Genomic DNA, 25,341 nt, shown 5'->3' on the forward strand with positions numbered 1-25,341 from the left:
ACTTATCACTGCGTATCAACAGTATTCTGATCAGGTAATTCATTGTGGACGCTTACTGACTGTGACGCATCGTTTAAGGAGGTGATCCAGCCGCAGGTTCCCCTACGGCTACCTTGTTACGACTTCACCCCAGTCATGAACCACACCGTGGTGATCGCCCTCTTGCGTTAGGCTAACCACTTCTGGTGCAGTCCACTCCCATGGTGTGACGGGCGGTGTGTACAAGGCCCGGGAACGTATTCACCGTGACATTCTGATTCACGATTACTAGCGATTCCGACTTCACGGAGTCGAGTTGCAGACTCCGATCCGGACTGAGACCGGCTTTAAGGGATTCGCTGACTCTCGCGAGCTCGCAGCCCTTTGTACCGGCCATTGTAGCACGTGTGTAGCCCTACCCGTAAGGGCCATGATGACTTGACGTCGTCCCCACCTTCCTCCGGTTTGTCACCGGCAGTCTCCTTAGAGTTCCCGACATTACTCGCTGGCAAATAAGGACAAGGGTTGCGCTCGTTACGGGACTTAACCCAACATTTCACAACACGAGCTGACGACAGCCATGCAGCACCTGTCTTACAGTTCCCGAAGGCACACCAGAATCTCTTCCGGCTTCTGTAGATGTCAAGGGTAGGTAAGGTTCTTCGCGTTGCATCGAATTAAACCACATGCTCCACCGCTTGTGCGGGCCCCCGTCAATTCATTTGAGTTTTAACCTTGCGGCCGTACTCCCCAGGCGGTCGACTTATCGCGTTAACTTCGCCACAAAGTGCTCTAGGCACCCAACGGCTGGTCGACATCGTTTACGGCGTGGACTACCAGGGTATCTAATCCTGTTTGCTACCCACGCTTTCGCACCTCAGTGTCAGTGTCAGTCCAGAAGGCCGCCTTCGCCACTGGTATTCCTCCCGATCTCTACGCATTTCACCGCTACACCGGGAATTCTACCTTCCTCTCCTGCACTCTAGCCTGACAGTTCCGGATGCCGTTCCCAGGTTGAGCCCGGGGCTTTCACAACCGGCTTATCAAGCCACCTACGCGCGCTTTACGCCCAGTAATTCCGATTAACGCTTGCACCCTCCGTATTACCGCGGCTGCTGGCACGGAGTTAGCCGGTGCTTCTTCTGCGAGTGATGTCTTTCCTACCGGGTATTAACCGATAGGCGTTCTTCCTCGCTGAAAGTGCTTTACAACCCGAGGGCCTTCTTCACACACGCGGCATGGCTGGATCAGGGTTGCCCCCATTGTCCAATATTCCCCACTGCTGCCTCCCGTAGGAGTTCGGGCCGTGTCTCAGTCCCGATGTGGCTGATCATCCTCTCAGACCAGCTACGGATCGTTGCCTTGGTAAGCCATTACCTTACCAACTAGCTAATCCGACATAGGCTCATCCAATAGCGGGAGCCGAAGCCCCCTTTCTCCCGTAGGACGTATGCGGTATTAGCCTGGGTTTCCCCAGGTTATCCCCCACTATCGGGCAGATTCCTATGCATTACTCACCCGTCCGCCGCTCGTCAGCATCTAGCAAGCTAGATCTGTTACCGCTCGACTTGCATGTGTTAGGCCTGCCGCCAGCGTTCAATCTGAGCCATGATCAAACTCTTCAGTTTAAGATCTATGTGATCCTTACATGTCACCCGAGGGCAACAAAAGCGGATCAAACTTGGCTCAAGGTTCAAACGAATTCATTCAAAGCCGCCAGCGTTCAATCTGAGCCATGATCAAACTCTTCAGTTTAAGATCTATGTGATCCTTACATGTCACCCGAGGGCAACAAAAGCGGATCAAACTTGGCTCAAGGTTCAAACGAATTCATTCAAAATAGATCCCAAAGGACGAATCCTTTAAAACCCTATTGCTTGAGTCGCTTGCCTTGATATTTGATGATTTGTCACCAACATCAGCAAGCGCCCACATGAATTACCTGATCAAATTGTTAAAGAGCTGTTTCGCTGTGGTGGCTAGCTAATAAACCAACTGGGCCACTCGACTTGCCGTTGAACTGGCTTGCCTCAGCGAGGAAGGCGTATTCTACGCATTTCCTGGTGGTTGTCAAGGGCGTTGTTTTCGATGCAAACCTGACCACATCCAAAACCGCTAACTCTTTGACAAACCGAAGCTTTTACACTTCATTCACCGCTGGTAACGCTTGGCGTCCCCGGCAGCGGATGCGTACTTTACGGATTCGCTGACGGGTTGGCAAGGGCTGTTTTGAAATAACTGTCAAAAAAGTGGAGAAAAGTACTATCTACTCGTTTTAGCCTTACGCATAACGGCTAATACAGGGCCTGAAGCCACGTAGGTACCAAACAGCAATAACAGCATCACTGAAGGCTCGACCGAGATCAACACAAACGCCAGCACTATGGCTAGCAGCACAACAAAAGGTACCGGCTTTTTAAAATCGAGATCCTTGAAGCTGTAGTAACGGATATTACTCACCATCAACACACCCGCCGCAGCTACTACTACTAACATCAATAGTTTGAAACCAAAGGCATCAGCATCAAAGCTATGGAACGTCCATACACTGGCCGCCACTAGCGCGGCTGCAGAAGGGCTCGGCAAACCGATAAACCACTTTTTATCAACACTACCAATTTGTACGTTAAAGCGCGCAAGGCGAAGCGCCGCGCAGGCAACATAGAGAAAGGCCACTACCCACCCCGTCTTACCGATGTCCTGAAGAATCCAGGTAAAGGCAACTAAGGCGGGCGCCATACCAAAGGAGACCATGTCAGCCAAGCTGTCGTACTCAGCGCCGAATTCGCTTTGCGTATTGGTCATACGGGCGACACGGCCATCCAGACCGTCCAGTACCATGGCAATAAAGATCGCAACGGCAGCCGAGGTAAACTCACCATTAATGCCCGCCACTACTGCAAAAAAACCGGCAAAAAGCGCCGAAGTGGTAAATAGGTTGGGCAGCAAATAGATGCCTCGACGGCGAATCTTTTTACCGTCCTCTACGGCCTCTTCGACTACTTCGGTTTCACGCAAAAAGGCAGCCGCCAAATCTTCATTGTCGCCCACGTCTGACTGATGAGCACTGTCTGGCTGCTCAGCTTTATCAGACGGAGCCGAGCCTGGCTGGCCTGGGTTTGACTGATCAGAGTTTGAGTGCTCTTGGTCGCGAGCGTCCTGTGTCATAGTTTTCATCCATTAAAAGAGAAGTCACGGGAACCGTAGTCGCTTTCATTCTACACGGTGAGTGCCACTCAGCCAGCCAATTGCTGCATTGATGCCCTGCGTGGCCTGCATCAACGAGCGCTAACAGGTTAATAACTAAAAAGCGCCGCTCCGGGAAAGAAGCGACGCTTATGTTTACATTTAAGTGCTGACTATAAAGGCTAAGTACTTTCGTGCTTAAAGCGACAACACCTTATCGCCCCGGGCAATACCCGAGACCCCAGTACGGGCGACCTCAAGAATACCCACCGGCGCCATGGCCTGAAGGAAAGCATCAAGCTTGCCCGCATCACCGGTGATCTGCACGGTATACAGGCTTGGTGTTACGTCGACGATCTGCGCGCGGAAGATATCCACCGTGCGCTTCACTTCATCACGCGCCGCGCCTAGCGCTTTCACTTTAACCAACATCAGCTCGCGCTCGATATGGTTGCCTTCGGTGAGATCCACCAGCTTAACCACATCGATCAGCTTATTGAGGTGCTTGGTGATCTGCTCGATCACCCGGTCATCGCCTATGGTAGTGACCGTTAAGCGCGAGAGCGACGGGTCTTCCGTAGGCGCCACGTTAAGCGTTTCGATGTTGAAGTTACGCTGGGAGAACAGCCCGACTACACGTGACAGCGCACCCGGTTCGTTTTCTAACAGAATCGAGATGATATGACGCATCAGGTACGCTCCGTTTTAGACAGCAGCATGTCGCGCATGGCACCTAACGGCACCTGCATCGGATAGACGTGCTCAAAAGGGTCGACCTTCACGTCAAGAAAGACCAGCTCGTGCTTATCAGCAAAGGCACGCTCCAGTGCAGGCTCCAATTCATCAAGCGTATTGACGGTAATGGCGGTAAACCCATACGCCTCAATCAGCATATGGAAGTCCGGCAGCGACTCCATATAGGAGTGCGCGTGGCGTGACTTATAGTTCAAGTCCTGCCACTGACGTACCATACCCAACGACGCATTGTTAAGGTTGACGATCTTAACGCCCACCCCGTACTGCTTACAGGTGGAGAGCTCCTGCATCATCATCTGGAAGCTACCTTCACCGGTGACGCACACTACGTCATCATCCGGGTAGTTCTGCTTGATACCCATGGCGGCGGGGAAACCAAAGCCCATGGTGCCCAAACCACCTGAGGTGATCAGTCGGTTGGGTTTATCAAACTTGTAGTACTGCGCTGCGAACATCTGGTGCTGACCGACATCGGTAGTCACGTAGGCTTCGCCTCGGGTTACCCGACAAAGCGCTTCAATAACTTCCTGTGGCTTAAGCGCTTCACCCACCTTGGAAGGCTCATAAAGCTTGCCTTCACGGTCGGCACGCCAGCCATCAATCTTTTCCCACCACTCAGTCAGTGCTTCAGGATGGGCAATTTTATGCCCCTGCACCAAACTGATCATCTCATTGATAACGCTGGAGGCCGGGCCCACGATCGGTACATCGGCACGTACCGTTTTAGAGATCGAGCTCGGATCAACGTCGACGTGAATGATCTTTGCTGTGGGACAGAACTTCGATGTGCTGTTGGTCACGCGGTCGTCAAAGCGCGCCCCAATGGCAATGATCAGATCGGCGTGGTGCATGGCCATGTTCGACTCATAAGAACCATGCATGCCCAGCCAACCCAAACATTGCCGGTCACTTTGAGGATACGCGCCAATGCCCATCAGCGTGGTGGTAATCGGGTAGCCCAACTGCTCGACCAGATCAGTCAAGCCTTCGCTGGCTTTGCCCGTGACCACGCCGCCACCGGTATAGAACACCGGGCGCTTGGCTTTGAGTATCATCTCAACGGCTTTTTTGATCTGCCCTGTGTGGCCACGCGTGACGGGGTTGTACGAGCGCATCTTGACCTTTTTCGGATAGATGTACTCATAACGCTCAGTGGGAGCCGTCATATCTTTTGGGATATCGACCACCACCGGGCCCGGACGCCCTGTAGCGGCTAAATAAAACGCCTTTTTGAGCACTTCCGGGATTTCAGACGGGTGACGAATCGAGAAGCTGTGCTTCACGATGGGCCGCGTCACGCCGACGATATCGGTTTCCTGGAAGGCGTCTTCACCGATCAGATGACTTGCCACCTGGCCACACAGCACTACCATGGGAATGGAGTCCATGTAGGCGGTGGCGATGCCGGTGACGGCGTTGGTGGCACCGGGGCCTGAGGTAACCAGTACGCAGCCGGGCTTGCCTGATGCACGGGCATAGCCATCGGCGGCGTGAGTAGCCGCTTGTTCGTGACGCACCAGAATGTGCTTCACTTTGTCCTGGCGGAAGAGTGCATCGTAAATATGCAGCGCTGCACCGCCGGGGTAACCATAAATGTATTCGATGCCCTCATCTTGCAAGAAGCGGGCGATCATATCTGCGCCGGAAAGCAGTTCCACTGTATTTCTCCCCTGGAGGTCTCGAGTGCGATCCGCAGGACATCCTGCGGTGTCGAGTGCGGCGGTATGCCGCTGCCGGCCCTTGCCGGCACCTGATGCCAAACCCTGGCAGATGGCCCGGTTAGGGCCTGCACTCTTGTCGGGAGAGGGTGCCTTATGTCGACATAAATCACCCGCTCCCTTACACGGCAGTTCGCCGTGTCGGGGCGTTGGCCAGGTTGGGCGGTTAGCCCAAGCCCGGAAGTCCTTCGGCGGGTAGAGGCTCTCGCCTACCCTTCGCGCGGGAATTAGGGGTTGCCCGTTGGATCCGCGCCCGCAAATCAGGAACTGACAAGATTCCATTAGCAGCCCCACCCTGTCAACCGCCATTACTCGCTGAATGCGCCCATGAGCCCCTTTTCGGCTCAGAGTTGCGGTAATCCAAATACGATTCTCGACGCACGAGACCAATGTCTAAGCCGAGAAATTCGCATATCGTCTGTGCGGCTGTGTAATATTTTAGGTGACACGATTCATCTAAAGTTTATTTCTGATACTCACAGCATTACCTGGAAGTGCAACTCCGAGGAAACATCGCCAGCATTTCCTTGCTTCTCATAGGCTTTCTAAATTCAGCCTATTTGGAGACGGTTAGCACTTATTAGGTGAATCGATTCATCAAACAACGAAGGGTCAGCCAACTGACCTACTACAGCAACAAGTAGCGCGAGGAAAAGCTCATGTCACGCATTGTGCAATGGTCCGTTACCGTGGCACTAGCCGGCTTCCTGTTCGGCTTTGATACGGCAGTAATTTCTGGGGCCGACAAGCCCATTCAAGCACTCTGGGGCCTCAGTGATCTGCAGCATGGTCTGTTGATCATGTCGATGGCTTTATGGGGCACTGTACTTGGCGCCATCTTCGGTAACTGGCCTACCGACCACCTTGGTCGACGCATGACTCTGCTGTTGATTGGTGTTCTGTACTTGGTATCGGCGATAGGATCCGCTGTGGCCACCGACCCCTGGGTCTTCGCCCTCTTCCGCCTCATCGGTGGCATTGGTGTGGGCGTCTCTTCAGTCGCCGCCCCGATTTATATTTCCGAGATTGCCCCACCTCGACATCGGGGTGTGCTGGTGGCCATGTACCAGTTCAATATCGTCTTCGGTATCCTCATGGCGTTCGTTTCCAACTATGTCATCGGCAGTATGATAGAGGGGGATATCGCCTGGCGCTGGATGCTCGGCATCGAGGCCATTCCGGCTCTGATTTATACTCTGATGATTACCCGTGTTCCGCGTAGCCCACGCTGGCTCATCCTCAAGCGCAATGACGTCAAAGAAGCAAGTCGCGTGCTGCGGATGATCGACCCAGACGTGGATGTTGATGCGGAAATTGCCACCATGCGAGCCGCCGAGAACGAGGAGCGCTCCGCTAATGCACGCTTCTTCTCTCGCCGCTATCGGCTGCCGATCCTACTTGCCTTTCTGATCGCCTTCTTCAATCAGTTATCGGGCATCAACTTCATCATCTACTACGCGCCACGCGTGCTTGAGGCCGCTCAGCTCGGCAGCCAAGCGGCACTGCTGTCCACCGCGGGCATTGGTTTAGTCAATCTGGTCTTCACCATGATCGGGATGTCGCTGATCGACCGGTTCGGACGGCGCACACTCCTGTTCATCGGTTCCGCAGGGTACCTGTTGTCATTAGTTCTGATCTCACGTGCCTTCTTTACCGATTCCCTGGGCGGTATCGAGGTGCCGCTGCTACTGGCCCTGTTTATTGCTGCCCATGCTATCAGTCAGGGGGCGGTGATCTGGGTCTTCATTGCAGAGGTGTTCCCCAACCATGTGCGTGCTCGCGGCCAATCCTTTGGCAGCTCAATCCACTGGGTCTTCGCAGCTTTGATTACCCTGGTCATGCCTTGGGTACTGGGCACTTTTAGTGGTGGCCCGGTGTTCGCCTTCTTCGCCATCATGATGTTGCTGCAATTAGTATTCGTGCTGATCCTGATGCCGGAAACACGTAATGTTTCTCTTGAAGAGCTGCAAAAACACTTGGTAGGTAACGACGTCAAACTACGCAGGGTTCATCTATCAGGCGCCCGAGTTAACGTCTGATAACCTCCCCCTAAGAGAAGCCAAAAAAAAGCCTCGCTAGCAAAGCTCGCGAGGCTTTTTACCTACTCAATTACCCGAAGTGACGGCTCAATTATGAGCTAAACACCAACTTACCCTCTTCTGCGTTGATATGGATGGTATCACCAGGGGCAAATTTGCCACCCAGCAGGTCTTGCGCCAGCGGGTTCTCGATACGGCTCTGAATCGCCCGCTTGAGTGGCCGCGCCCCGTACACGGGGTCGAAGCCCACCACCGCCAGTTGCGCCATGGCCTCTGGGCTGACCTCAAGTTTCAGGTCGTGTTCGGCAAGGCGCACTTTCAAACGCTCAAGCTGAATACCGGCAATGGCCTGAATCTGCTCTTGGCCCAGGGCGTGGAACACCACCACTTCATCGATGCGGTTAATGAGTTCAGGCCGGAAGTGGTTACCCACCACCTCCATGACCATGTTTTTCATCGACTCATAATCGCTATCTTTATCAGTACTAACGTCGCCCCCCATACGCTGGATAATGTCCGAGCCCATGTTGGAGGTCATCACGATCACGGTATTACGGAAGTCTACCGTGCGGCCCTGGCCATCGGTTAAGCGGCCATCTTCCAATACCTGCAGCAGGATATTGAAGACATCCGGGTGGGCTTTCTCCACCTCATCCAGCAGAAGCACCGAATAAGGCTTGCGGCGCACGGCTTCGGTTAGGTAACCACCCTCTTCGTAGCCGACGTAGCCAGGAGGCGCACCGATCAAGCGGGCCACGGAGTGCTTCTCCATAAACTCCGACATATCGATACGCACCATCGCCTCTTCGGTATCGAACAGAAAGTTCGCCAGCGACTTACACAGTTCGGTTTTACCCACCCCGGTGGGGCCGAGGAACAGAAACGAACCGTTGGGGCGATTAGGGTCAGAAAGCCCGGCCCTGGAGCGGCGTACCGCATTGGCCACCGCCTCAACGGCCTCATCCTGGCCAATCACCCGCTGGTGCAACGCCTCTTCCATACGCAGGAGCTTATCGCGCTCGCCTTCCAGCATTTTGGAGACCGGAATGCCCGTCCAGCGGGAAACCACCTCGGCGATCTCTTCTTCAGTGACGTTAGAACGCAGCAACTGATGGCTTGAGGTGTCCGCTTCACCTTCCCCGCTTTCGGCAATCTTCTTCTCCAGTTCTGGAATCTTACCGTACTGAATTTCCGACATCCGACCTAAGTCGCCCTGACGACGGGCCTGTTCAAGGTCAATGCGTGCCTGCTCAAGCTCAGCTTTAAACTGAGCAGCCCCTTGAATACTGGCTTTCTCAGCTTTCCAGATTTCATCAAGATCCGCGTATTCGCGCTCTAGCTCGTGAATCTGGGTATTGAGTGCCTCCAGGCGTTTTTTGGTGGCCTCGTCGGTCTCTTTCTTAAGCGCCTCACGCTCCATTTTGAGCTGGATCAGACGGCGATCAAGGCGATCCATCGCCTCTGGCTTGGAGTCCAGCTCCATACGAATCCGCGAGGCGGCTTCGTCGATCAGGTCAATGGCCTTATCGGGCAACTGACGATCAGTGATATAGCGGGTCGAGAGCTTGGCTGCGGCAATAATCGCCGAGTCGGTAATATCCACGCCGTGGTGCACTTCGTAGCGCTCTTTCAAGCCGCGCAGGATCGCCACGGTGTCCTCTTCAGAAGGCTCATCAACCAGCACTTTCTGGAAGCGGCGCTCCAAGGCGGCGTCTTTCTCAATGTACTTGCGGTACTCATCAAGGGTGGTCGCACCCACGCAGTGCAGCTCGCCGCGGGCCAAGGCGGGCTTGAGCATATTGCCCGCGTCCATCGCACCTTCGGCTTTGCCTGCGCCGACCATGGTGTGCAGCTCGTCAATAAACAGGATCACCCGGCCTTCTTCCTGGGAAAGCTCCTTAAGTACCGCTTTCAAGCGCTCTTCAAACTCGCCACGGAATTTGGCACCCGCCAATAGCGAGCCCATATCCAGCGAGAGCACGCGCTTCTCTTTTAAGCCTTCCGGCACTTCGCCGTTAACGATGCGCTGGGCCAACCCCTCGACAATGGCGGTTTTACCCACCCCCGGCTCACCGATTAACACCGGGTTGTTCTTGGTACGCCGCTGCAGCACTTGAATCGTACGGCGAATTTCGTCGTCGCGGCCGATCACCGGGTCGAGCTTGCCGTCCAGCGCGCGCTGGGTAAGATCCATGGTGTATTTATTGAGCGCTTCGCGCTGATCTTCGGCGTTGGCATCGTCGACGGTAGCACCGCCACGCAGGCTATTAATGGCGGCTTCAAGAGATTTACGGTTAATCCCCGCGTCTTTAAGCAGCTTGGTAATCGCTGAATTCATTTCCAGCGCTGCCAATAGAACGAGTTCACTGGCGATAAACTGATCACCGCGCTTCTGCGCTTCGCGATCGGTTAAGTTAAAAAGCTTGATGAAGTCCCGCGATGGCTGCACTTCGCCGTCGAACTGCCCCACCTTGGGTAGGTTATCCAACTGCTGCACCAACCCATCGCGCAGACGCGAAGGATTGCCCTCGGCTTTTTCAATCAGGGCTTTAATACCGGTGTCTTTGGTGTCAAGCAGGGCCAGCAGCAAGTGCGCTGGGTCTAGCTGATTATGACCGCGGCCAACGGCCAGCGACTGCGCTTCGGCAATCGCACTTTGAAGCTTGGCGGTAAATTTATCAAAACGCATGGAATTCCTCCTGGGGTAGCCGTGCGTTTGGACGCACCGCGTGACCCGATAACGTGTCATTAGACGTGCTAAATCACTATTAGCTTGACAAGTTAAATGGCGTCAGTTCCATGCTTTTCAAGAGGTGGCAGTGTAAACCGCTGACTTATGGAAGCTTTAATTCACATTAATTGATCCAGATCACGCTTGCCATTCGCCCGGTTTTGCCACCATCACGACGGAAGGAGTAGAAGCGCGACTCGCAGGCAGTACAGAAGTGGCCGCCGCTTATGTGATTGACGCCCAGTGCCTCTAACCGAAAGCGCGCCAGCCGGTATAAGTCGGCCATATAATGCCCCAACCGGTAAGGGCTATGGTCAAAGGCGTCAGCGGTATCCGGGTGAACGGCAACAAAGGCGCCGTAAACCTCAGGGCCAACCTCAAATTGAGCGTTGGAGATAGCAGGCCCTAACCACACCAGAATATCGTCTGGGTCAGTGTTCATCGCGGCAATGGTTGCTTCCAGCACACCGCCCGCCAAACCGCGCCAACCGGCATGAGCAACCGCCACCTGGGTACCCGCTCGATTGCAGAACATCACCGGCAGGCAGTCTGCCGTCAGTACGACGCAGGCGTACTCATTGGAGGTCGCAAGGGCTGCATCCGCGTCGGCAGCCTCGGGCTGATAACACTGCTGCACACGGGCGCCGTGGGTCTGGTTCAGCCACAACAGAGGCCGCTCATCGCCAATTTCCTTTTGCAGCAAACGACGACACAACGCCACATGGTCAGCATTATCGCCGACATGGGAGGCGGTATTGAAAGCGGCAAAATCACCCTGGCTAGGCCCCGATTCACGGGTCGTCACAAAGGCACGCACGTTGGTCGGCGCTGGCCAGTCGGGCACTAAAAGCGTTGGCCGTAAATTAATGGCATCGCTCATCGCATAGTCTCATTATCTTCGCGCAGGTAATCCAACAACATTAACAAATCATCAGGGAGGTCTGCCTGAAACGTTAATGTTTCGCCGCTTACCGGATGTTTGAAAATCAACTTACGCGCGTGAAGGGCCTGACGAGGGAACTCACGCAGGATCTCTTTCAGCGGCTCAGCAGCCCCCGGTGGTAATTTGGCACGACCACCATACATGGGGTCACCAATTAACGGATAGCGAGCATGGGCCATGTGCACGCGAATTTGGTGGGTACGTCCCGTTTCCAACTTACAGCGCACATGAGTGTGAGCACGGAAGCGCTCAACCACGCGAAAATGGGTAATGGCAGGTTTACCCGAAGCCGTCACGGCCTGGCGTTTACGGTCTTTAGGGTGACGACCAATGGGTGCGTCAATGGTACTACCCGACACCGGCTTACCAATCACCACAGCATCGTACTGACGCGACACACTGCGCGCCTGCAACTGTTCAACCAGAGCCGTTTGGGCGGGCAGCGTTTTCGCTACCATCATCAAACCGGTCGTATCTTTATCCAAACGGTGAACAATGCCAGCCCGGGGCACTTCGGCAAGCGACGGCTGGTGATGCAGTAGTGCATTCAATAGTGTGCCATCCGGGTTGCCTGCGGCAGGATGCACCACCATACCGGCAGCTTTGTTGATGACCATCACCGTGTCGTCTTCGTAAACGATATCCAGCGCAATGTCCTGGGCTTCAAAGCGCGTATCGTCTTCGATGGTGGCCTGAAGCGCCAACACTTCATGGCCATGCAGCTTGGCTTTCGGCTTGGCTTGCGCGCCGTCCACCGTCAACTCACCAGCGTTAATCCACGCTTTTAAGCGTTCGCGGGAGTAATCGCTGAACAACTCAGCCGCCGCTTGGTCTAATCGCGCACCGGCCAACGTAGCGGGCACGCGCTGCGTGTCTTCAACTGTTCGAGACATGAAAAACCTCTTTTTAGACGCAAAAACCCCCAGCCCTGACATGGAAAAATAAGCTGTGACGACACCCGACGAAACGTCGCTAAGCCTGCGTTTTGAGCCGAGGTGTTTTATAGTGGGCGGACTGCGACCTATTCTACCATTTCTACTTATGGCCATCGTCGCTTTTTGGTGATCGAGGCTTGTTTGCAACGAGGATGATGATGCGCGTTATTTCAGCTGCCAACCGCTTTGGTGCTCTAGCCCTAAGCCTTGCCCTTCTAGCGGGCTGTGCGAGTAACGATACAAGTGAAGAAGAGGACGATGAATTTGCTGGGGTTCAGGAGCGTGAGCTCTATGAGCTGGCCCGCACAGCCCTCGACAGCAACCGCTACCCGATTGCGATAGAGCGTTTAGAAGCACTCGATACCCGCTACCCGTTTGGTGTCCATGCTGAGCAAGCACAGCTCGAGCTGATCTATGCCTACTATGAAAACAGCGATTGGGAAGAAGCCCGGGCAGCTGCTAGCCGCTTTATTCGCCTTCATCCTGACCATCCCCAGGTGGATTACGCGTACTACCTGCGTGGTCTTTCCGCCTGGCAAGCAGGCCGCTTCAGCCTGGAGCGCCTACGCCTGATTGATATTTCCAAGCGTGATTTGGGCGCTTCCCGTGATGCCTACAATGACTTCCGCGAGCTGATTCAGCGTTATCCGCAGAGTGAATACGCTGCTGATGCCCAGCAGCGTATCGTCTACTTACGTGAGTTGATGGCCCGCCATGAACTGCACGTTGCCGATTACTACCTGCGCCGCGGCGCTTATCTAGCAGCGGTTGAACGCGGCCGCTGGGTAATCGAAAACTACCCAGAGTCGAACGCTACCCGGGATGCCCTAGCCACCATGGTGGAAGGCTATCAAGGCCTAGACATGGATGACCGCGCCAATGAAGTCCTCGCAGTACTGCGCGAGAACGCGCCTGATCATGAGCAATTGCAGGGCAGCCGCTTTGTTCCCAAGCATTTAGGTCAAAATGATTAAACCATTGCGAGCTTTCAATCGCTAAAAGCTGTACAACACTTACCTACCAAACCACGCCTCGGCGTGGTTTTTTTTATTCAAAAAGAACAGTAAGCGAATAACTTTAAAGGGGAAAATAAAAACAGGATGGCAATATTATACAGATAACACTATTTTCTATACAAATATTGTACAACAGGGCATAATTAGCTCGTCTTACATGATAAAGCGTCTTAACGGCGCCTAAGGGAGCAATCAATGCCACTTCTTAACGCCGGTTCCAGCAACACCAAAATAAGCACGCGTTTAACGCTCGGTTTTTCTGCCTTACTCGGGCTGTTGGTTTTGCTAACAGCCGTAGGTATTTACCAAGTCAATCAAATTGATCGCGACTTAACGACCATTAATGATGTTAACGGTACCAAGCTTGGGTTTGCAGTAGATATGCGCGGCAGCGTGCATGATAGAGCCATTGCTCTGCGCGATGTGGTACTCACCCAAGACGATACTCGGTTAGATGCTTTACGCAGTGAAATGGAGCGCCTAAGCAGTGACTACGTGACGGCATCCGAAGGCGAACATCAAGTGTCTAGCGAGTACCCCAGCGGTCAAGAAGAGCGAAACATTCTAGACAGCATTGACGCCCAAGCCGCCACAACCCTGTCACTCACCCAGCAAGTCATGGAGTTTCGCCAAAAGGATCAATTTGCCGATGCACAGACACTGTTACTCGAAGAAGCGGGGCCTGCTTACGCCGAGTGGCTTAATCGCATTAATCAGTTTATCGAGCTTCAGCAAGCACTGAACGACACCACCACGGTAACAGCCCGCGATACCGCCTCCGGCTTCCAGATGCAGATGCTGGGGCTAACACTGTTCGCTTTACTGGTTGGCGGCTTGATTGCAGTGTTTTTATCCCGCCAGCTACTGCGTGAACTGGGCGCAGAGCCCCACGAAGTCAAAGCGTTTGCGGAAGCGATTGGCCGCGGCGAGCTAACCAGTCATGGGCAGCTTAAGAAGGGCGACACCCGCAGCATCATGGCGTCACAGGTCGCGATGGCGCATCAGCTACAAACCATTGTGACCCAGGTGCGCGCCTCAGCGGAGGCGGTGGCCAGCAACAGCGAGCAAATTGCTGAAGGCAATAACGACCTCTCTTCACGCACCGAGCAGCAGGCAAGTGCACTAGCGGAAACGGCCTCGGCAATGGAGCAACTCAACAGCACGGTAAAACTGAATGCTGATAATTCCGAGCAGGCCAGCCAACAGGCTACCAGCGCGTCCAGTACAGCCAAGCAAGGTGGTGAAGCGGTTAGTCAGGTCGTTGCTACCATGAATGACCTCAACAAAAGCTCACAGGAAATTGCCGGTATCATCTCCACTATCGATGCAATTGCTTTCCAAACCAACATTCTGGCGCTTAACGCCTCGGTCGAAGCCGCCCGTGCAGGCGAGCATGGCCGGGGGTTCGCAGTAGTCGCGGAAGAGGTACGCAGGCTCGCCCAGCGCAGTGCCGATGCGGCACGCGAAATTAACGCTCTGATTTCCAGCAACCTTGAGCGGGTAAACCACGGCAATGAGCGCGCTGAAGAAGCCAGTAAATCGACTGAAGAGATTGTCGCGGCTATCGAGCGGGTAACCAGTATCATGAAGGAGATTAGTTACGCCAGTGCTGAGCAGAGTACCGGTGTACAAGAAGTGGGCCGGGCGGTGACCGAGATGGATCAAGTCACTCAGCAGAACGCCGCACTCGTACAAGAGAGCGCCACCTCCGCCAATAACCTACGTCAGAATGCCCACTCTCTACTGCATGCCATGGAAGTCTTCAAGCTGCCGAAGACCCTTCAAAATGCACAGCCGCAGCACACTGCATTGGCACCTGCACCTGCACGCATTCCAGGCACTAACAAACCTACACTCGCGGCTGCGAAACCTCAGCCAAGCGAACCTAAGTGGGAAAACTTCTAAACTAATAACGATTTTGGCCGTTTATAGTGTAGAGAGAAATGGCTCCTAAGGGTTAGGAGCCGTTCTTTATTGCCTTGCCCGAGGTTGTAATGAAATCCACCCAAAGCCTTTTAATGGTTTTTTTGTTACCTATTTTAATGGTGGTACTACCTGCCCTGCTGATGCTGACAATCGCCATGAAGGTGCTGGAAGAACAGTCGCAGCAAAGCAACCTTTTACAGACCAATGATTTAGACACTTTGGTTCAAATGGCGACCTTTGATCGCCAGCTTAGCGACTTACACCAACGTATCACTGCTTTATTGATCGACACTGAAGTAACAAAGCTAAGTACTTCGCAACGCTATACGGCCTACAGTCAGATTGCGCAAGAGCTTAACCAGATCGGCCAAAGCGTGGACACCCTGGCGACCTCCCCCCTGCTTATCGACTTAAGCCAGGACAGTACCGCCGCCCTTCAAAGTGCGTTCCGGCAATATCAGCGTTTTGTCAGTATGGCCAATGAGTCAGCAGCACGAGAACTGGGCGACCCCGCCCTCTTCCTCAAAGAAGCGCAAAACCACTTCAACACCTTTACGCTATTCTCCCAGCAAATATTCGAAGCCTTAACCCTGCGTGCCAAGGAGCGTCATGACCTTTCATTTGATGCACTTACACGCTCTCATAGCACCACCATCTGGCTGGGCATTGCCATGATGGGTGTGCTTATCAGCGCAGCATTTTTTGCTTCCTGGCGCATCAATAAACGGTTGATGGTAGTGGGAGACGCTATTTTATCGCTTTCTAAGCGCCGACAGCCGTTGCCGGACTTCCACGCTATTGAGCAGATGAGACAGCAGCATAGCGGCCCCTTGAAGCGGATTGCCAGCGCTTTGATCGCGCTCAAGGATGCCGAGCAGCAGCGCCGTGAAGCCGAGCAAAAGATTCACCGGCTCGCCTATTACGACACGCTAACTAAACTACCTAACTGGCGCTTGATGAAAGAGCATCTACAGCATTCGTTGGATACCAACCAACAGGCCAGCACATTTGGCGCGCTAGTGTATCTGGGGATGGATAACTTCAAGCGCATCAACGATAGCAGCGGCCATCGCGTGGGCGATAACCTCCTCAAGCTTATTGCCCAGCGCCTTACCGACCTACAAGTCGAAGGCGCCACCATTGGCCGCCTTGGCGGCGATGAGTTCATGGTCATATTAGACGGCCTGGCTGGAGAACACCTAAAAGCGGCCGAAAAAGCCGAGGCATTGGCCGAACAGATACAGCACAAACTCAATCAGCCTTTCCAGCTAGAAGGGCAAGAACATTTTCTTAGTTTGAGCATGGGTATTGCATTGTTTAACGGGCCAGAGCACACGGTCGACAACTTGTTTCAATATACCAACGCTGCCGTTCACTTAGCCCAAAAATCAGGCCCCAATAACATTCGTTTTTACGACCCAAAGGTACAAGCCGATTTAGAAGCCCGCATTGAGTTAGAGCATGATATGCGGCTGGCTATTGAGCGAGATGAATTTATACTCGTCTATCAAATGCAGGTAGACAGCCTTGGGCGGGCGATTGGCGCAGAAGCATTGATCCGCTGGCAACACCCGCGTCATGGGTTTGTCTCGCCGGGTACTTTTATCCCCCTAGCTGAGGAAACGGGTCTAATCATGCCGATTGGCAACTGGGTACTCGAAACAGCCTGTGAACAGTTAGTCATCTGGGCAAATGACGAAAACACGCAGCATCTAACATTAGCAGTCAACGTCAGCGCCAAACAGTTTCAACAGCCCGACTTCGTGGACACCGTTTGCGGCGTGCTAACCAAAAGCGGTGCTCCGGCCCACCGGCTAAAGCTGGAGCTGACAGAAAGTACTATGATTGGCGAAATAGATGACATCATTGCCCGCATGCACCAGCTGAAAGCGCTGGGAGTTAGCTTTTCCTTGGACGATTTCGGCACTGGCTACTCGTCGCTGCAGTACCTCAAACGGCTCCCTTTAGATCAAATCAAAATCGATCAATCGTTTGTGCGCAACCTGCATAAAGACACGGACGATAAGGCCATCGTACAAACCATTATTGCCATGGGGCGTTCGCTCGGGTTGCAGGTTATCGCCGAAGGTGTCGAAAACCAAGAACACTGGCGCCACCTAAACGAACACCAGTGTCATGCCTTCCAAGGATATTATTTTTGCAAGCCGGTATCCGCTGCAGAGATGATACAGCGCAGTTTGGCTGCACCACCAATGCTCGCCTAATACGGAGGTAGTCCCCGTCATAAAGGCTTACTCACCGGGCTGCCAACCATTGACGATCGGATAGCGGCGGTCGCGACCAAAGCCCCGCGGCGTCACCCGGACACCAATGGGCGCCTGGCGGCGCTTATACTCGCAGCGGTCAACCAGCTTCACCACTTTATAGACGTCTTCAGCGTCAAAGCCACCAGCGATGATCGCTTCAGCGCTCATGTCGCCTTCGATATAGCTTAATAGGATAGCGTCGAGCACGTCGTAATCGGGTAAAGAGTCGCTATCCTGCTGATCCGGCGCCAGCTCCGCACTGGGTGGGCGCTCAATGACCCGCTCGGGGATCGCAGGTGATTGCGTATTGCGCCAGCGAGCCAAGCGATACACCCAGGTTTTATACACGTCTTTGATGGCATTAAAACCGCCCACCATATCGCCATACAGCGTGGCGTAGCCCACCGCCATTTCGCTCTTGTTACCAGTCGTCAGTACCATCAAGCCTTTTTTATTGGAGATCGCCATCAGCAGTACGCCGCGACAGCGGGACTGTAGGTTCTCTTCGGTGGTATCTCGCTCAGTTCCCGCGAAGCTCTCTGCCAGCGTGCCCATAAAGGCTTCTACCATGGGCTCGATCGGCATGATCTCATAGTGGACGCCGAGCATTTTGGCCTGTTCTGCAGCATCCTGCTTGGAGATATCCGCGGTGTAGTGGTACGGCATCATCACCGCCTGCACCCGTTGAGGGCCCAGTGCGTCAACCGCAATCGCCAGCGAAAGCGCTGAGTCGATACCGCCGGAAAGCCCCAACACAACGCCCTCAAAACCACTCTTGTTGACGTAATCGCGCAGCCCGGTAACTAACGCACAGTAAAGGCTCTCTTCCGGTTCTACCTCGGGGTCAACCTCTCCGGCTTGGGGTTCCCAGACCGTCGCGCTGGTTTGCAAAAACTGAACTGGCATCAGGCCCGCCTGCCAATACGGTGCCAGCACCTGCAGCTCACCGCTGGCGTCAACGCAGCAAGAGCCGCCATCAAAGACCAGTTCATCTTGGCCACCGATGGTGTTCACATACACAATTGGAAGCTGCGTATCCTGGGCGTGTTTCTCCAACAGGCGCAGCCGTTCCGCGGGCTTGTCCTGGTGATAGGGAGAGGCGTGCAAGGAAACCAGTACCTCAGCACCCGCTTGTGCAGCGGCCTTAACCGGCGCGCCATCCCATAGGTCTTCGCAGATCACGATGCCCAGTTTGGCGCCTTTATGCTCATACACCAGCGTTTCAGTGCCGGGCGTGAAATAGCGTTGCTCATCGAACACTTGGTAGTTAGGCAGCGCCTGCTTGGCGTACTCAGCTTCCCACTGGCCGTTGTAAAGCAGGCCCGCCAAGTTGTAACAGCGGCCTTCCCGCACGCCGGGATAGCCAATGATCACCAACACATCACTGGCGACCTTCGATGCCATTAGCGCACGAGCTTCACGCAGGCGGGTTTCCATTGAGGGGCGCAGCAGCAGATCTTCCGGTGGGTAGCCTGACAAAAAAAGCTCTGGAAAGACAACAATATCCGCCCCATGCTCAATCCGCGCTTCGCGCACTGCTTCAATCGCGCGTGCGGCATTGCCGGGAATATCCCCGACCAGAGGATCGAGTTGGGCCATTACCAGCGTTAAGTCTTGCATGGGCGTCAAAATCTCTTGAGAATCTTTAAAATAGGGTTACACCGACATAGTCGTATTGTCCCGCAAGGGCCGCCAACTGGCAAAGGCTGCGGGTCTATCCTAACGCCTTGTGCCTAGATTCCCACTTTGGGAGACACAAAAGGATGAACCTCTTGATCATTCGGCTGATTATCTTCGCCGTTATATTCTATGCCGGTTTAAAGCTATACGGCATATACCGGCAACGTAAGCTTGAGCATGAAGCGCAGCATAAAAAAGTCAACCGCCACGAGGGTGGCAAAATGGTGCGCTGCCGCTGGTGTGAGGTCCACGTTCCTGAAGACGAAGCACTGCGTGACCAGGAGCAATGGTTCTGCTCCAGCGCCCATCGCGACCGCTACCTGCAGGAGCAGCAGGATAAAGACGGCACACCTTAAGCCTGTATTAGCCGCTCTGGCGTAAGTTGGTAAGGCGCGGGGTCAATTAGTGGCTCGCGCCCCAGCAGTTGATCCACCAGTAAATGGGTCGAGGCAGGCGCCAGCACCAAACCGTTGCGATAGTGCCCGGCATTGACGAAGACGTTACTCCATTCAGGCAGCGCGCCGATAAAGGGAATGCCCGTTGGGGATCCAGGCCGCAGGCCGGCCCACTGGTGCGCTACCGGGCACGTTGCCAAAGCGGGCAGAATAGCTTCAGCACTCTGTTTTAGCGACGCCAATGCCGCCTCATCGGTGCGCTTGTCAAAACCCACCTCTTCCAGCGTAGAACCGACCAATAGCAAGCCATCTGCACGCGGAATAATATAGCGTCCATCTTTTAACACCACGCGCTGCACCAACCCTTTGGGTGCTTGGTAAGCGATCATCTGACCTTTAACGGGTCTTACCGGCAACTGCACATTCAACTGCGACAAGAGCTGCGCAGCCCAAGCGCCGCCGCAAACAATAATGCGTTCAGCCGTTATCAGCCCCTGAGACGTCACCACGCCTTCAACGATGCCCTCTACTTTGCCACCCTGTTGAATAAAACCACTGACCTCGCACTGCTCTTTCAGCGTTACCTGGGGCATCGCCGCTAACCGCGCCTTCAAAGCCTTGGCTAACCGTGGATTGCGCACGCTACCTAGTGTCGGCATCCACAGTGCGCTGTCGTTAGCCATTGCCACACCAGGCTCTTTTGCGTGAACAAAGTCTGCCCCTACCCGCTCTAGTGGTTTACCCAGCTGGCGCGCCCATTGCAGCGCTTTATCGTCATCGTCCACATTTAGGTAGAGCAGCCCTTTTTGGCGATATTCGGGGTCAATACCGGTTTCTTCCAATAAGCGCAGAGCCAAAGAGGGGTAAACCCCCTCAGACCAGCGGGAAAGTTGCGATACCGCAGTATCGTATCGCCAGGGATAGAGCGGCGAAACGATACCACCGCCCGCCCAGGATGCCTCTTTACCGCACTCACCACGATCAACCAGTGTGACCTGGTGACCGGCATCGGCTAACTGCAGCGCTGTCATCATACCGATCACGCCGCCGCCAATAATTAAGAAATCGCTCACAAAATTGTCCGTTTTGGCTTACATAAAAAAAGCGTAGCGCCGCCTAGGATGACCTATTAACGACGATATGTTCGCTACTGGTAAAGGAGAGTGAGCATAGCGCGGGCGATAACAAGGTCAAGTGAGGAGAGGCGATGAGCAGTTTTTACGTCAAGACGCACACCACACCTGAAAGCGGGTTTACACTGCTCGAGCTATTGATCACCCTGCTGTTGGTTGGAATCATCGCCGCCTGGGGGCTACCCAATTTTCAAGCATTGGGGGAGCGTACCGCACAGACTAGCGAGGTCAATCGATTCCAGAGTGCGTTTTCGTTCGCGCGTAATACAGCGATTAGCCAACGCCGCCAGCTGACGCTTTGCCCAGCCTCGCAGAACCGTGAGGCTTGCGCTAATGACTGGGGTGGAGAGCTTATGATTGTGTGGGGTAATAAAACCGATAGCATCACTGAAGAAGACATTTTGCGCATTGTGCCCGCGCAACAAGGCACACAAGTGACCTACAACCGGGGCTGGTCGCGTATCCGTTACAGCCCGCTGGGCTATACCAGCGGTTATAACGGCAGTTTTGCTATTTGCTCAACCAGCGGCGCCGTGGGCTCTAAGGGTAAAAAGCTGGTACTTAGCCAATTAGGGCGGCTAAGGATTGATGAAGCGCCTATCGACTGTTAATCATTAGGCGCTTCAACTCATTCACGGCGTTGTGACAATGGTTTTAAGCAATACCGTCTAAATAGCGCTCGGCATCCAGCGCTGCCATGCAGCCGCTGCCAGCTGAAGTGATTGCTTGACGATAAATGTGATCCATCACGTCGCCGCAGGCAAATACGCCCGGCACGCTAGTCGCGGTTGCATTCCCTTCAAGGCCTGAATGCACTTTGATATAGCCGCCGTTCATGTCCAGCTGGCCTTCAAAGATCCCCGTGTTGGGGCTATGGCCAATGGCAATAAACAGCCCAGGCGCATGGATCTCTTTGCTTGAACCATCTTTAGTGGATTTCAACCGAACGCCTGTAACACCGGAGTTATCGCCGAGCACTTCTTCGACTTCCTGGAACCACTCAAGAACGATTTTGCCCGCCTCAGCTTTCTCGAACAGCTTATCTTGGAGGATTTTTTCCGCCCGCAACGTGTCACGGCGGTGTACCAGGGTCACTTTGGAAGCAATGTTAGAGAGATAGAGCGCCTCTTCCACGGCGGTATTGCCGCCGCCCACCACAATGACTTCCTGATTGCGGTAGAAAAAACCGTCGCAGGTAGCGCAGGCCGACACCCCTTGACCCATAAACTGCTGCTCAGTGGGCAGACCCAGGTAACGGGCACTGGCGCCGGTGGCCACGATCAACGCATCGCAAGTATAAATACCGCTATCGCCTTTTAAGGTAAACGGTTTTTCGCTTAAGCTAACCTCATTGATGTGATCAAACAGCACCTCTGTATTGAAACGTTCGGCGTGCTGCTTCATGCGCTCCATCAACTCCGGCCCCTGTACGCCTTGAGCGTCGCCGGGCCAGTTATCCACATCGGTTGTGGTGGTCAGTTGGCCACCCGCCTGAATACCGGTAATTAGCAGCGGCTTCAGGTTGGCCCGAGCAGCATAGACGGCAGCCGTATAGCCTGCGGGACCGGATCCAAGAATAATCAAACGCTCATGACGAGTTTCCATGACACCACCTTGTAAATATCTGACTGATAGCTTTGTCGCTAGCTGTGTTAATAGCTTTGAAAAAATTAGCCACAGAGTCTGCCTGAAATGGTGCCAAGTACAAGCTATTGCAAGGTTTCATCTACGCTATTAGGCGAAGAAACCTTGAAAGCCTCTGTGCAAAGACCCATGTGTTATTACTAAATCAACGCCATACTGGGGGGAAATCTATACTAAAGAAAGATCGTGACCGTCATGCTGAGCGCTGCGCTCAGCAACCAGAGGAGAGAGATATGAGCAAGATACCCGATACGCTAAACACCCTAGAGGTTGGTAGTAAAACCTATCACTACTACAGCCTGCCCCACGCGGCCGAGACCCTGGGCAGCATTGACCGGCTACCCAAGACGCTCAAGATTCTACTCGAAAACCAGCTGCGCTTCGCCGACGACGAAAGCGTAGATCAGGAAGATATGCAGGCCCTGGTCGACTGGCAGGCCGAGGGCAAATCCAGCCGCGAAATCGGCTACCGCCCGGCGCGGGTACTCATGCAGGACTTTACCGGCGTGCCCGGTGTGGTGGATTTAGCCTCCATGCGCGCCGCAGTAGAAAAGCTGGGCGAAGACCCGGCGAAGATCAACCCGCTTTCCCCCGTCGATCTCGTTATCGACCACTCGGTAATGGTCGATAAGTTCGGCAACCCGGCTGCATTTCAAGAGAACGTCGATATCGAAATGCAGCGCAACCGCGAGCGCTATGAGTTTCTGCGCTGGGGCCAGCAGGCGTTTGATAACTTTAGCGTCGTTCCCCCCGGTACCGGTATTTGTCACCAGGTCAACCTGGAGTACCTAGGCAGAACGGTATGGACGAAGGACGAAGACGGCAAGACCTTTGCCTACCCCGACACCCTCGTGGGCACTGACTCTCACACCACCATGATCAACGGCCTGGGCGTGCTTGGCTGGGGCGTGGGCGGTATTGAAGCCGAAGCGGCCATGCTCGGTCAGCCGGTGTCGATGCTGATCCCCGAAGTGATTGGCTTTAAATTAACCGGCAAGCTACGCGAAGGTATTACCGCCACTGACCTGGTACTCACCGTTACCGAGATGCTGCGTAAAAAAGGCGTGGTGGGTAAATTTGTCGAGTTCTACGGCGATGGTTTGAAAGACCTGCCGCTGGCGGATCGTGCCACGATCGCCAATATGGCCCCCGAGTATGGTGCTACCTGTGGTTTCTTCCCAGTGGATGAAGAAACCCTGAACTATATGCGCCTGACGGGGCGTGAAGATGAGCAAGTCGCCCTGGTGGAAGCCTATAGCAAGGCCCAAGGGCTGTGGCGTGAACCTAATGACGAGCCGATCTTCACCGACGCCCTAGCACTGGACATGACCAAGGTAGAGGCCAGCTTGGCCGGCCCCAAACGTCCGCAGGATCGCGTGGCGCTGAAAGACATGGCGGCGGCCTTTGACAAGTTCATGCAGGAAGACGTCAACGCGGATGCCAACGCAAAGGGGGAACTCTCTTCTGAAGGCGGCCAAACCGCCGTGGGGGTGAGGCGCAGCTTCGAGCATGACACCAGCCAGGCCGTTACGCTTGATGACCATGATTTCAGCCTTGACCCCGGGGCGGTGGTGATTGCGGCGATTACCTCGTGCACCAACACCTCCAACCCCAGCGTGATGATGGCCGCTGGGCTGCTGGCACGTAAAGCGCGTGAAAAGGGGTTAACCACGAAGCCCTGGGTGAAAACCTCCTTAGCACCAGGTTCCAAAGTGGTCACCGATTATCTGGAAGCCGCTGAATTAAACGATGACTTGGATGCACTGGGCTTCAACCTCGTCGGCTACGGCTGCACCACCTGTATCGGTAACTCCGGCCCGCTGCCTGATGAGATCGAAAAAGCGATCAACAGCGGCGATCTTGCCGTGGCCTCGGTGCTCTCCGGTAACCGTAACTTTGAGGGCCGTGTACACCCGTTGGTCAAAACCAACTGGCTGGCCTCGCCGCCCCTGGTGGTGGCTTACGCCCTGGCGGGTAATGTCCAGCTTGACCTTACCCAGGCGCCGTTGGGCAAAGATAGCAACGGCGACCCGGTCTACCTCAAAGATATCTGGCCCAGTCAGGCCGAGATTGCCAGCGCCGTCGAGCAGGTCAACACCGCCATGTTCCGTAAAGAGTACGGCGCGGTGTTTGAGGGTGACGATGTCTGGAAAGCCATCGACGTGTCAGAAAGCAAGGTCTATCAGTGGCCTGAATCCACCTACATTCAGCACCCGCCCTTCTTTGAAGGCATGGGCCGCGAGCCGGATGCCATCGAAGATGTGCACAGTGCCCGCGTGCTTGCCATGCTGGGTGATTCGGTGACCACCGACCATATCTCCCCTGCCGGTGCCATCAAGCCTGACAGCCCCGCCGGGCGCTATCTGCAAGAACACGGCGTCAGGCCGGTCGACTTCAACTCCTACGGCTCACGCCGGGGTAACCATGAAGTCATGATGCGCGGCACCTTCGCCAACGTGCGGATCAAAAACGAGATGCTCGACGGTGTGGTCGGCGGTGAAACACGCCACGTACCCAGCGGCGAGCAGATGGCCATTTACGATGCGGCCATGAAGTACAAAGAGGAAGGCAAACCGCTCGTCGTGATCGCCGGTAAAGAGTACGGCACCGGCTCCTCACGGGATTGGGCGGCCAAAGGCACCCGTTTGCTGGGCGTTCGCGCGGTGATTGCCGAATCCTTCGAACGTATTCACCGCTCTAACCTGATCGGCATGGGCGTTGTACCGCTGCAGTTTGCCGAAGGCGAAAGCCGTAAAACGTTGGGGTTAACCGGCGATGAAGAGATTTCGATTGCCGGATTAAGCGACCTGACGCCAGGTGGCACGGTCAAAATCGTGATCAAAAATGCCGACGGGGAACGTAGCGTTGATGCCAAGTGCCGAATTGATACGGTAAACGAGCTGGCTTACTACCGTCACGGTGGTATCCTTCACTACGTGTTGCGCAAGATGATCGGCGCAGCCTAAAAGGGTAAAACCTACCAATGCTTGCAT

At 54.5% G+C, this 25,341-nt stretch carries 16 protein-coding genes and 1 rRNA gene; 7 read left to right on the top strand and 10 right to left on the bottom strand.

Features of this window, described 5'->3' with window-relative positions:
- Window positions 1-74: 74 nt before the first annotated feature.
- The 4 genes from YERSI8AC_RS19210 to YERSI8AC_RS19225 all read right to left on the bottom strand — a co-directional run bounded on the left by YERSI8AC_RS19210 (window position 75) and on the right by YERSI8AC_RS19225 (window position 5,579).
- Window positions 75-1,607, bottom strand: a 16S ribosomal RNA gene (locus YERSI8AC_RS19210).
- Between the two features lie 634 nt (window positions 1,608-2,241).
- Complete coding sequence (pssA, locus tag YERSI8AC_RS19215) at window positions 2,242-3,147, bottom strand: CDP-diacylglycerol--serine O-phosphatidyltransferase (RefSeq protein ID WP_022522025.1); 906 nt, start codon at window positions 3,145-3,147, stop codon at window positions 2,242-2,244.
- 216 nt (window positions 3,148-3,363) lie between these two features.
- Entirely contained in the window at window positions 3,364-3,855 is a 492-nt protein-coding gene (gene ilvN, locus YERSI8AC_RS19220; protein ID WP_009287561.1) for an acetolactate synthase small subunit, read from the bottom strand.
- Complete coding sequence (locus YERSI8AC_RS19225) at window positions 3,855-5,579, bottom strand: acetolactate synthase 3 large subunit (protein ID WP_053856978.1); 1,725 nt, start codon at window positions 5,577-5,579, stop codon at window positions 3,855-3,857. Before YERSI8AC_RS19225 ends, ilvN begins: the two co-directional genes overlap by 1 nt.
- Window positions 5,580-6,298: 719 nt before the next feature.
- On the opposite strand from YERSI8AC_RS19225, the gene YERSI8AC_RS19230 reads away from it, so the two are divergent.
- Window positions 6,299-7,678, top strand: a complete 1,380-nt coding sequence (locus YERSI8AC_RS19230; RefSeq protein WP_022522022.1) for a sugar porter family MFS transporter — start codon at window positions 6,299-6,301, stop codon at window positions 7,676-7,678.
- Window positions 7,679-7,769: 91 nt separating this feature from the next.
- Here YERSI8AC_RS19230 and clpB read toward each other — a convergent pair whose 3' ends face one another.
- From clpB to rluD, 3 genes are all read right to left on the bottom strand, one after another.
- Window positions 7,770-10,367 carry an ATP-dependent chaperone ClpB gene (gene clpB / locus YERSI8AC_RS19235; RefSeq protein ID WP_022522021.1) on the bottom strand — a complete coding sequence of 866 codons (2,598 nt, stop codon included), beginning with the start codon at window positions 10,365-10,367 and terminating at the stop codon, window positions 7,770-7,772.
- Between the two features lie 166 nt (window positions 10,368-10,533).
- The gene (pgeF, locus tag YERSI8AC_RS19240; RefSeq protein WP_009287557.1) at window positions 10,534-11,289 is read right to left on the bottom strand and encodes a peptidoglycan editing factor PgeF; all 756 of its coding nucleotides are present in this window, start codon (window positions 11,287-11,289) and stop codon (window positions 10,534-10,536) included.
- The gene (rluD, locus tag YERSI8AC_RS19245) at window positions 11,286-12,245 is read right to left on the bottom strand and encodes a 23S rRNA pseudouridine(1911/1915/1917) synthase RluD (protein WP_009287556.1); all 960 of its coding nucleotides are present in this window, start codon (window positions 12,243-12,245) and stop codon (window positions 11,286-11,288) included. The genes pgeF and rluD overlap by 4 nt, the downstream gene beginning before the upstream one ends.
- A 200-nt stretch (window positions 12,246-12,445) precedes the next feature.
- Between rluD and YERSI8AC_RS19250 the strand changes: the two genes are divergently transcribed.
- The 3 genes from YERSI8AC_RS19250 (at window position 12,446) to YERSI8AC_RS19260 (ending at window position 17,454) form a co-directional block, all read left to right on the top strand.
- Window positions 12,446-13,261: an outer membrane protein assembly factor BamD gene (locus tag YERSI8AC_RS19250; protein ID WP_022522020.1), complete on the top strand. Its 816-nt coding sequence runs from the start codon at window positions 12,446-12,448 to the stop codon at window positions 13,259-13,261.
- Between the two features lie 237 nt (window positions 13,262-13,498).
- Window positions 13,499-15,208 (top strand): methyl-accepting chemotaxis protein, encoded by a 1,710-nt coding sequence (locus YERSI8AC_RS19255; protein WP_022522018.1) that lies wholly within the window; start codon window positions 13,499-13,501, stop codon window positions 15,206-15,208.
- An 89-nt stretch (window positions 15,209-15,297) separates the two neighbouring features.
- A complete protein-coding gene (locus YERSI8AC_RS19260) occupies window positions 15,298-17,454 on the top strand; it encodes a putative bifunctional diguanylate cyclase/phosphodiesterase (protein ID WP_022522017.1) in 2,157 nt (718 codons plus the stop codon).
- 27 nt (window positions 17,455-17,481) lie between these two features.
- Here YERSI8AC_RS19260 and YERSI8AC_RS19265 read toward each other — a convergent pair whose 3' ends face one another.
- On the bottom strand, window positions 17,482-19,116 hold the full coding sequence (locus tag YERSI8AC_RS19265) for an NAD+ synthase (RefSeq protein WP_022522016.1): 1,635 nt from the start codon (window positions 19,114-19,116) through the stop codon (window positions 17,482-17,484).
- A 143-nt stretch (window positions 19,117-19,259) separates the two neighbouring features.
- Between YERSI8AC_RS19265 and YERSI8AC_RS19270 the strand changes: the two genes are divergently transcribed.
- Window positions 19,260-19,532, top strand: coding sequence for a PP0621 family protein (locus tag YERSI8AC_RS19270; protein WP_022522015.1), 273 nt, complete (start codon window positions 19,260-19,262; stop codon window positions 19,530-19,532).
- Here the strand turns inward: YERSI8AC_RS19270 and thiO are convergent.
- Window positions 19,529-20,644 (bottom strand): glycine oxidase ThiO, encoded by a 1,116-nt coding sequence (gene thiO, locus YERSI8AC_RS19275; protein WP_022522014.1) that lies wholly within the window; start codon window positions 20,642-20,644, stop codon window positions 19,529-19,531. The genes YERSI8AC_RS19270 and thiO overlap by 4 nt on opposite strands.
- A 134-nt stretch (window positions 20,645-20,778) precedes the next feature.
- Between thiO and YERSI8AC_RS19280 the strand changes: the two genes are divergently transcribed.
- Complete coding sequence (locus tag YERSI8AC_RS19280; RefSeq protein WP_022522013.1) at window positions 20,779-21,315, top strand: GspH/FimT family pseudopilin; 537 nt, start codon at window positions 20,779-20,781, stop codon at window positions 21,313-21,315.
- Between the two features lie 43 nt (window positions 21,316-21,358).
- Here YERSI8AC_RS19280 and trxB read toward each other — a convergent pair whose 3' ends face one another.
- On the bottom strand, window positions 21,359-22,309 hold the full coding sequence (gene trxB / locus YERSI8AC_RS19285) for a thioredoxin-disulfide reductase (RefSeq protein ID WP_159177322.1): 951 nt from the start codon (window positions 22,307-22,309) through the stop codon (window positions 21,359-21,361).
- A 272-nt stretch (window positions 22,310-22,581) separates the two neighbouring features.
- On the opposite strand from trxB, the gene acnA reads away from it, so the two are divergent.
- Complete coding sequence (gene acnA, locus YERSI8AC_RS19290) at window positions 22,582-25,314, top strand: aconitate hydratase AcnA (RefSeq protein ID WP_022522011.1); 2,733 nt, start codon at window positions 22,582-22,584, stop codon at window positions 25,312-25,314.
- The last annotated feature ends 27 nt before the right edge of the window (window positions 25,315-25,341 follow it).

Source organism: Halomonas sp. 113, from assembly GCF_904067645.1.
In the GTDB taxonomy this organism is placed as follows: domain Bacteria; phylum Pseudomonadota; class Gammaproteobacteria; order Pseudomonadales; family Halomonadaceae; genus Vreelandella; species Vreelandella titanicae.